7 protein-coding genes are annotated in these 10,311 nt (G+C 39.8%); 3 read left to right on the forward strand and 4 right to left on the reverse strand.

The window, feature by feature from the left end:
- The first annotated feature begins 16 nt into the window (after window positions 1-16).
- From AC13CQ_RS00355 to AC13CQ_RS00365, 3 genes are all read left to right on the forward strand, one after another.
- On the forward strand, window positions 17-3,037 hold the full coding sequence (locus AC13CQ_RS00355; protein WP_482882605.1) for a SusC/RagA family TonB-linked outer membrane protein: 3,021 nt from the start codon (window positions 17-19) through the stop codon (window positions 3,035-3,037).
- 11 nt (window positions 3,038-3,048) lie between these two features.
- A complete protein-coding gene (locus tag AC13CQ_RS00360) occupies window positions 3,049-4,494 on the forward strand; it encodes a RagB/SusD family nutrient uptake outer membrane protein (RefSeq protein ID WP_482882606.1) in 1,446 nt (481 codons plus the stop codon).
- A gap of 154 nt (window positions 4,495-4,648) precedes the next feature.
- Complete coding sequence (locus tag AC13CQ_RS00365) at window positions 4,649-7,570, forward strand: amidohydrolase family protein (RefSeq protein ID WP_482882607.1); 2,922 nt, start codon at window positions 4,649-4,651, stop codon at window positions 7,568-7,570.
- A 53-nt stretch (window positions 7,571-7,623) separates the two neighbouring features.
- Here the strand turns inward: AC13CQ_RS00365 and AC13CQ_RS00370 are convergent, their stop codons facing one another.
- The 4 genes from AC13CQ_RS00370 to AC13CQ_RS00385 all read right to left on the reverse strand — a co-directional run bounded on the left by AC13CQ_RS00370 (window position 7,624) and on the right by AC13CQ_RS00385 (window position 10,079).
- Window positions 7,624-8,697, reverse strand: coding sequence for a hypothetical protein (locus AC13CQ_RS00370; RefSeq protein ID WP_482882608.1), 1,074 nt, complete (start codon window positions 8,695-8,697; stop codon window positions 7,624-7,626).
- A 46-nt stretch (window positions 8,698-8,743) separates the two neighbouring features.
- Window positions 8,744-9,031, reverse strand: a complete 288-nt coding sequence (locus AC13CQ_RS00375; protein WP_482882609.1) for a DUF6520 family protein — start codon at window positions 9,029-9,031, stop codon at window positions 8,744-8,746.
- A gap of 53 nt (window positions 9,032-9,084) precedes the next feature.
- Window positions 9,085-9,543 carry a MauE/DoxX family redox-associated membrane protein gene (locus AC13CQ_RS00380; protein ID WP_482882610.1) on the reverse strand — a complete coding sequence of 153 codons (459 nt, stop codon included), beginning with the start codon at window positions 9,541-9,543 and terminating at the stop codon, window positions 9,085-9,087.
- A 149-nt stretch (window positions 9,544-9,692) separates the two neighbouring features.
- A complete protein-coding gene (locus AC13CQ_RS00385; protein WP_482882611.1) occupies window positions 9,693-10,079 on the reverse strand; it encodes a helix-turn-helix transcriptional regulator in 387 nt (128 codons plus the stop codon).
- Window positions 10,080-10,311 lie beyond the last annotated feature (232 nt).

Raw genomic sequence — 10,311 nt, forward strand, 5'->3', positions numbered from 1 at the left:
ATAACAACTCAAAATTATGCAAAAAAGATATATTATAAGAGATAAGTGTATCCTATTATTTACCCTGCTTATCTTTTCTATTGGAACGTATTCCTTGTTTGGGAATACTAGGGGTGTTAATTTTTTTGATTTAGCTGTTTATCAACATCGGATTAAGGGAGTGGTTACTGATTCGGGCGGAACACCGGTTCAGGGAGCTTCGGTTCGTTTAAAAGACACTTCTACCGGAACTTTCACAAACAATGAGGGTGTCTTTTATCTGGAGGCCACTCCTACCGATGTTTTAATTATCACTTACATTGGTTTTAAATCTTTAGAAATAAGAGTAGGATCGAAGGGAGATTTTTCCATTGTCTTGGAGGATGCTATTACCGATCTTGGTGCCGTTACGGTCAATGCTGGTTATTATACGGTATCGGAAAAGGAGCGAACGGGAAGTATTTCCGGTATAACGGCTGCAGATATAGAGAAGCAACCCGTATCAAATCCACTGGCTGCCATGCAGGGAAAGATTCCCGGGGTCTATATTTCCCAAAATTCCGGTGTGCCTGGGGGTGACTTTTCTATTGAAATCAGAGGAAGGAATAGCATTCGGTTGGATGGAAATGATCCATTATTTATAGTAGATGGGGTGCCTTATCCTTCCGATCCGATAACTTCTAGTTTAGTGCAGGGTGCCAATGGAAATTCATCTCCCTTAAATAGTATTAATCCTTCGGATATAGCCGATATCGAAGTTTTAAAGGACGCAGATGCAACTTCCATTTACGGTTCACGAGGTGCCAATGGGGTGGTGTTGATTACTACCAAAAAAGGGAAAAGCGGAAAGCTAAAATTGGATGTCAATTTACAAAGCGGCATCGGGCAGGTCTCCAATTTCATGAATGTTTTAAATACCGATGAATATATAACAATGCGGGAAGAGGCCTTTGCTAATGATAATCGGGAGCAAACCTCTAGTAATGCTTATGATCTGTTGGAATGGGACAGGGCCCGTTATACAGATTGGCAGGAGGAGCTTATTGGTGGATCTTCCTATATAAACAACATATATGCGAACCTTTCAGGGGGAAGCGATCAAACGACCTTTAGGTTTGGTGGCGGTTATAGGGATGAATCCGTTGTATTTCCAGGAGATTTCGGAAACCAACGTATTACAGGTCAACTGAATTTAAACCATTATTCTTCAGACCAAAAATTCCACGCTAATATCACCACTTCGTATACCCATGAAAATAATGACTTATTAGCGAGTGATCCGACCCTTGAGGCGCTGACTCTGCCTCCGAACGCACCAAGTTTATATAATGATAACGGAGAACTGAATTGGGCTGATAACACTTGGGATAATCCCATGGCTGATTTTTACCAGACCTATACTTCTAAAATAGAGACCTTCAATGCGAATGCGCATCTGAGTTATGAATTTATCAAAGGTCTTAAGGGAATACTCAATGCCGGGTACAATACCATGAATATTTATGAGGTACAAACTACCCCGCAATCTTCTTATAATCCCAATACTTTAGGAAATCGTCGAACTTCAACGGTCAATACCGGAGGACGTAGTACCTGGATATTGGAGCCTCAGCTGGCTTATGAAAAGTCTTGGGGTGAGCACCGGTTACAGGCCATGGTCGGTGGTACCTTTCAGAAGTCTGTTGACCGAACTCTGGTGGTTCGTGGTACGGGCTATACCAGTGATTTAATGTTAGAGAACCTTCAAGGGGCTTCGGAGGTTCAGGTACGCAGATCACAGGAAAATATATATGAGTATAAGGCCGGTTTTATCCGACTGAATTACAATTACAACCAGCGATATATTATAAATCTTACGGGAAGAAGGGATGGTTCTAGTCGCTTCGGTCCGGGCAAAGCTTTTGCTAATTTTGGCGCTGTTGGTTTGGCATGGTTGTTTTCCAATGAGGATTTTATTAACAAGGGATTACCATTTTTAAGCTTTGGAAAATTACGGGGCAGTTATGGTACCACCGGAAGTGATCAGATTGGGGATTATCAGTTTATGGATTTGTGGCAAACTTCTATTTATCCTTATCAAGGGATTAGTGGACTGACTCCCATACGTGCTAAAAATGCTGATTTTGGTTGGGAAACCAATCGTAAACTGGAACTTGCCATAGAGCTGGGCTTTTTCAATGATCGTATTTTTTTAACTACCAATTATTTTAGAAACCGCACCGGAAATCAACTTGTAGGATTGCCTTTGCCAGGAATCACTGGATTTAATTCGGTACAGGCAAATTTACCGGCGACCATTGAAAACACAGGCTGGGAATTTCAGCTTCAAACCGATAATATAAGAGGTGCAAATTTTAACTGGCACACCAATTTTAATATATCAGTTTTAAGAAATAATTTATTGGAGTATCCTAATTTGGATCAATCGCCTTATGCCCGAAGTTATACTATTGGTCATTCCTTGTTGGATACAAAGAACTATGAATTTTCCGGAGTGAATCCCGATACGGGAGTTTATGAGGTCAAAGACCAAAATGATGATGGTCGTATTACCACTACTGATGATCTGATAAGTACCGGGGATATAGGAATTGATTTTTTTGGGGGACTGGACAATAGTTTTGAATACAAGCAATGGGATTTGTCTTTCTTTTTTCAATTTGTAAAACAACGTCAATATAATTCAATGCTGGCTTTTTCTACGCCGGGATTTATATCGAATCAACCTGTAGAGGTATTGGAACGCTGGCAATCACCCGGAGATGTAACGGATGTTCAAAAATTCACTTCCACTTACGGGGATGCTTATTTTGCTTATTTTGATGCAATAACAAGTAACTATACTCGTGAAGATACCTCTTTTATAAGGCTTCGAAATATCTCCCTTTCTTATTCACTACCTAAGAACACACTCCCGGGAATGGATATGCGGTTATATGTATTGGGACAAAACCTCTTTACCATTACAGGGTATAGCGGTTTAAACCCTGAATTTTCCTCGAGTACTTCATTACCAACCCTTCGACAGTATATGTTAGGGGTGCAATTAACATTTTAAATAAAAAAGTCATGTTTGTATACTATAAAATATATCATTTTTTTAAGGGGCTAAGAACCTTCGATGCACAATTTTTTAAGTCACAAAGACTCATTTATATAATAACTTTGTCTATATACATATGGTTTGGAGCTTGTGATTCGATTGAATTAGATGATCCTGACTATTTGATCTCGGGAACTTCTGTTTTTAAAGAAGCAGAGACTGCGGATGCAGCTGTAGCAGGGATGTATAGTAGTATGATGTCTACAATAGGTTTTGCTAGTGGAGCTACCCAGAGTGTAGGCTTTTTGTGCGGATTATCGGCAGATGAATTTGAACTGTACACGCAGCAGAGCACCTATGGAGAGTTTTACAATTTAGCACTGACGGCTGACAATTCATTTGTCAAATCTGGCTTATGGGATAATATCTATGCTAGTATTTATAAAAGTAATGCGATACTTGAAGGTTTACAGGATAATCCGGATATAAATGTTGAAGAACGTGAGCCATTAGAAGGAGAGGCCTGTTTTGTGCGGGCATTTTGTTATTTCTATTTGACAAATCTCTTTGGTGATGTCCCGATGGTTACTACTACGGATTACCCAACCAATCAATTGTTAGAACGCTCTAAGGCATCGGATATCTATACGCTTATAGTGGAGGATTTAAAAAAAGCAGTGGAGTTTTTACCTGAGACTTATGAGCGTTATAACAGTGAGCGTGTACGCCCTAACCGCTATGCGGCTATGGGATTATTAGCCAGAGTATATCTCTACGGTGGCCAGTGGGCCGAGGCGGAGGCTATGGCCGAAGAAGTGATTTCACAAGCGGATTTATACAGCTTACCTTCTGTGGAAGATGTCTTTTTAAAGAACAGTAGAGAAACCCTTTGGCAGCTTATGCCGGTAGTTGGAGGAAAAAACACCAATGAAGGAAATTTATTGATTTTGACTTCCAAACCAAGCTTTGTGGCTATGAACAAGGAACTGGAGGCGGCTTTTGAGGCTACTGATCTACGGCGTGAACATTGGATTGGTCATTATACGGATGATTCCGGTGTTTATACTTTTAGTTATAAGTATAAGGTTAAAAATGCAGAGGTACTTTCAGAATACTCTATGGTCTTACGTTTGGCAGAGCAGTACCTTATACGAGCGGAAGCCAGAATCCAGCAAGGGAAATTAGCCTTAGGATTGGAAGACTTAAACCAAGTCAGAAGTCGGGCAGCGGCTTCTTTACTACCGCTCACCGATAAAGAATCGTTGATGGAGGCAGTGTATCGGGAACGCAGGTTAGAACTGTTTAATGAATGGGGACACCGATGGCTGGATTTAAAACGTTCGGGTGGTAGTAAGGAGGTATTGGAGGGCTATGATAAAGTATGGGAGCCCATGGATGCTTTGTATCCTATACCACTTCAGGAAATCATTACCAATCCTAACCTGACTCAGAATGATGGGTACTCGTCATAGTATATTTTACAACGCCATAGTCTGGGTTAGGGTGCTACTATGGGGACTTTCTTTTAGTATGATAATCTCATGTGGATCTGCTATAGGCTTAGAGACAAGTCAGTCGGATTCAGAAATTATACAAAGTACCATAACTACAGAGGAAGGTACTGATATGAATTTGGATATAGCACCGGATGGGCAAACCATTTTATTTGATTTGCTCGGACAGGTCTTTACCATTCCTGCGGGAGGTGGGGAAGCGGTGCAACTGACAGAGGGCATGGCCTGGAACAGCGGTGCGGTTTTTTCTCCTGATGGGACTAAGATTGCCTATTTAAGTGATGCAGGGGGAATCACCAATATATGGTTGATGGATGTTAATGGAAATGACAAACATAAACTTACCGATGAAAAGATTATAGGTTTTAGAACTGGTTTGGAGTGGCATCCAGATGGAAGGGCACTTCTGGCTAATCGAAAAATATACTACCTCCAAGGGGGGAGTGCTGATCTTGATATAGGTCTTCGAGGAGAATTGTCTTTTAAGGGAAGAGATACCCTTTGTTCTAATACCAACGGAATCCAATGTTTTTCTTCGTATGGCAAGCATACCGAACAATTGTCTCCAGAGTCAAGCTGGTATAACCGACCGGTGCTTTCCCCGAATGGAAGGTGGCTGGCCTATGTGAATAAATATGAATTTTCGGACAAGAAAGGAGGCGCCATTGATCTGGAGCTTGTAAATCTTAAAACCGGAACCCGCCGAAAACTATTATCAAATATGGATCGATGGAATTCTTATTGGCCTCGTTTTGTATTTACTCCTGATTCAAAAAGTATTTTGATCAGTTACGGGGGAAAGATCCATCGCATAAATATTCTAACCGGAACGGATGTGATTATTCCGTTTCATGCCAATGTAGCGGTGCAGCATAGATTGCCCATTCCATTTCAATATACGATTGAGGACTCTCTAAAAGTTCGGTATATCAGGGATGTTTCGATACTGCCGGATCAAAAGACAGTGATTTTCTCTGCCTTATCAAAAATTTACCGGATGGATTTAACAAGTAAGAAGGTCACTCCGATCATTGATTGGGATATAGGGGTTTATCATCCGGATTTATCTCCGGACGGAAAGAAATTAGCTTTTGTCAGTTTTGATGCGAAAAATCGGGAAGGAGATTTATTTATATCGGACTTAAAGGGGGAGCAGGTAAAAAAAATAACTAAAGATTCAGGCTACTATGCACATCCCAAATGGTCTATTGACGGAAATCGTATTACTGCATTTAAGGCCAATCACAAAATACCTGATCGCCCCATAGCCTTTTCAAAGGGAAGCTTGTATATATGGGATTTCAAAGAGGGCACTGATCATTTAATCTCTGATGCTGTTCGGCTGAACAATTCAATATTCTTTAGTGCTGATGGTCGGTATTTAATGTATTTAAGGGAGGATAAGGGCAAACGGGTACTGGAAGCTGTTGATTGTCGTACTTGGGATCGGAAGGATTTGGCTATCACGCATGCAGATACCGAACAGGTGGTGGTCTCTCCAGATGGTCGGTATGTAGCCTATCATCTTTTAAATAATATTTATACAGCACCGCTACTTCCGGGATGGACTTTTCCAATAACCTTAGCGCATGATATAAAGGATGTTCCCATTTTAAAATTATCGGTTCAAGTCGGGGGTGTGGACTTGCAATGGAGTTCAGACAGTCAACAATTGCATTGGGTTTCTGGGAATAGGATAATACAGGCAGATATATCTATGGCTTTTAAAGAAGCTGTTAAGAATCCTTCCAATAATAAGATTCCAATTCGAGTGGCTAAGAAATATATGGATACCCTGATAGCCATTGACTTTACTGTACCCAAAAAAATACCCGGAGGAATGCTGGCTTTAACAGGTGGGACACTGATTACTATGGATAAAGATGCTGTTATAGATCGGGGAACCGTCCTGATTAAAAACAACCGTATTGTAGATATTGGATCTATGGCTAGTGTTAGGATTCCCAAAGAGGCAACGGTAATTGATGTGAGCGGAAAATATATCATTCCCGGGATGATTGATATGCATGCCCATGAGTTCTTACCGCAAGGGGTGGTAACTAGAGATTGGTGGGCGTATCGGGAAGATTTAAATTTTGGTGTTACCACGAGTCGCAATCCTGCTTTTTTTTATAATTATTACGGGTACCATGAACTCTCGGAGACCGGATTGATGTTGGCTCCAAGAATATACGGAGCCATTGCCATGTCTTCTTTTGAGGTGCAGTTTGATTCTTATAAGGATGCTTTGGCTTTAGCCAATACCTATCGGGAAATGGGTGGTGTTTTATTTAAGGTACACGATGATTATCCTAGGGGTGAGCGGCAGTGGATGGTGCGGGCTGCACAGGAGGCAGGTCTTCGGATTACGGCGCATAACAGTCGGGATAATAGTTCTTTAAGCAACCAGTCTATCTTTTTAGATGGCTTTAATGGGATGGAACACAGTTTTTCTCTGGGGACGATTTATGGTGATTTATCAAAATTGATACAGGCTTCAAAGATCTGCATCACTCCCACACTCATTACAGAATCAGGCGCTTTTAAAAGGTTGTTATTTAATTATAAAGATCGAATATATTATCCAAAGACGATAAAAAATCGCTTTGGAGACCGATTGCTAAATGATTCGCGGCAAGGAGAAAAAGCGGATTTTGATGCTGTTTTTCCGCAAGGTTCCAGGGGATATGATTACGCCATACGGGATGTCGGTTTATTCAAAAAGGGAGTACCTATCACGGCGGGTTCCCATACCGGTTATCCGGGAATCGAGTTGCACTGGGAGATGTGGTTGTTAGCTCGTGGAGGTATGCGCCCGTATGAAGCTTTGGCATCTTCCACAATTGCAGCTGCTACGGCTATGGGGTTATCCATGGAATTGGGTTCTTTAGCACAGGGTAAATTAGCTGATTTGGTGGTTCTGAACAAGAATCCACTATTGGACATTGAGAACAGTTTATCTATTGACGGGGTTATGAAAAATGGATTTTTAATGCAACCGGGTTCGCTGCAACAAATATGGCCTAAAAAATAAATGATTGCAGTATTGATTTAGGGTTAATTTTCAAGAGTCTCCGCATGCTTATTCTATGGTTTTGCGGAGATTTTTATTTTATATATCAGTAGTTTTTTATCATAGAGGGCGTAGATGGAATCATCGATCACCTGAAAATACCGAAATGCCTCATTGTTATAATGCGGAACATAAAAGCTTTTTATGTACGTACCGTTGGTGATGTTGTACTGATCGATAACACTATGGGAACTGAAGATACTATTTGATTCGGATATGGATTTAATTGCTGAGTGTATGTAGTAGTAGGCTCCGCTGGTTGTCGCATGTTTATTAACTTTGGTAGGTTGGTTTTTCAGTACATGTTTTTTTCCATTGTTGAGAAAGGATACTACCATATCGGTTTTTTCAATGGGATCTATGGTTTTTGTAATGATGATAGGGTTTAGGGTGGTATCTAGCAGGACAACTTGATTGCGATAAAGAAATATATGTATCAGCTTTTGGTAGGTCTTATTGTATAGGAGAATTCCATTGGTACAAAAAATACCGTCTATTTGTTTTTTAGGGATGTACTTTACAGGATAAGCACTTTGACCATTGGAAGAGTATTTCATTAGAACATTTTGGTTAAGGGAATCATCAAAGACCTCAAAGATGAAAGTATCTGCATTGATGGGGGTGTATTTTGTATATGGAAGGGCAACGGGAATTTCTTTTAAAGGGGTATTAATGGAATCCAGATCGGTATACAACAAAGTTTTATGAAACCCATCACTGAGAAATATCCGATTATCATAAAAAGTACTTTTTAATGCTTTAGGATTAAAGCGTACTTTATCATTGTAGGGAATACGATTGTTTAGGGAGATGGAGAATGTCTTTCGGGTATTTAGCTGAACTTTTAACAGATGCCCAACAGCGCGTCGGTGTCCCAGAAAAAGGGAGGTATGGGAATAACCTGCCAAATAATATCCGGAATAAGGAAGGGAAATGGTATCTATGGGAATTAGGGTTGTTGTTTCAAATTCCCGTTTGAAATCATAGCTTTTGACGCTGGTATTTTCTATTTGAATCCAGAGAAGAATTGGAATAAAAGCCCCAAGGCTTATGGAAAGGATGATATAGAAGATTTTGTTTTTAAGCATACTAAAAAAGTTGGGATAGTAGACCTACCCCAACTGAATTTTAAGATTATTGTTGTTCTTTGTATAAAGGCGAACAATTCTCATCATAGATCTGTTGTAGCCCTAACCCTTCAACTACATATTCACACAGTTCTTCTGTTTGAACGGGACTACATGGTACTTCTCTAAATTCCTGACATTCCTGTGGATTTGTCGGGATTTTATAGTAGCCCATTTGTGCTAGGTTATCTATTGCTGTCGGCTCATTTGCTTTTTCATGAGTATTTGTTGCAAATGCCGTACCGATGGCTATAGCAAAGACTACAATTCCGATTTTTACATTTTTAAAATTCATAATGGTTGTATTTTAATGATACCTACTCTTTAAGGTTTTCGGCTTCCCCTTTCTTATCGCGATACAGTATTTTTAGTCAGGTTATTTTGATTGAAGGAATTGGGGTGGAGGAGTATTCCGATAGTCGCCAGTAGGATAAAAATGCTATTAAAGATCAGATGTTCCTGCCATCCCATAGCTTCCAGAATCCCTCCACATGCACATGGGATGTCATCCGTAAAATTCAGAATAATCACAATATACATGGTAAAGAGGCTCATCAGGCTTAAACAGCCATAGCATGCTAACAATCTAAACTTGGGAATAATCAGAGCCAAGGCTATGATCAGTTCCAATAAAGGGATCCCCCAAGCCACCCATCCGGCTATTGACGTTAACAAGGGAGATTTACCCAGTTGGGCTCTGAATAATTCAAAGTCCATAAGTTTACTGATAGCAGCATAGGAAAATAAAAGGACGAACAGGAAACAAATGATCTCTGTACTATAAATATGATATCGGCGCACTTTCATAAGCAGACAATAAGATTAAATAGCGCCGGATGAGTGAATCAATGGTAAATTTATAAAAGCTTTTAAAGCTATCGTTATCCATTATGGATAAAAAAAGTATTCATAATGGATACCGACAATTCAATATTTTTTTTAATGGAGTCTTATTTTCAAATAAACCCTTTTTTTCGTGCTTTTTCAAGCAGGATACGGTCTTCCCGATTTTCTACATCAAAGACTTCTTTTAAATGTTTTTTTCTTTTGACAATGGCGGCTCTGGATAAAGAGAGGAGATCGGCAATTTCATATTGGTTGGCTCCCTGAGCGAGGTAATACAACAACTGTCTGTCGATTCTATCCAGCACAAAATCATTACTGATAAATTGCCGCATGGATTCCACTACTGTCTTGCTGTAATAGGGTGGTTCTTTTAATACCTTCCATATAGCTAATTGTAATTCAGGTGGGGTCAAATCATTTTTAATCAGAAACCCATCAGGGCTTACTTGTTCAATAATACTTTGGATACGATAATGATCATTAAAGGTAGTGGACATAACTATTTTAGTATTGTCAAACCTTGCTTTAATACGAACTCCAAGATCTTCTCCGGATAGTAAGTCATCTTGTTCTGAAGGTTCCAGTTGTACTGGACTTGCAACAAAAAACTAGACAAAGAGAAAAGAGATTATGCTGCTAATTTTTGATTGTACATATCTGTTTCAAACTCATCAATAGATTTTAATCCTAAAGCTGAGTGTAATCTTTTTCTATTATACCAAGTTTCTA

It is taken from the genome of Galbibacter sp. L-19, from assembly GCF_056857615.1.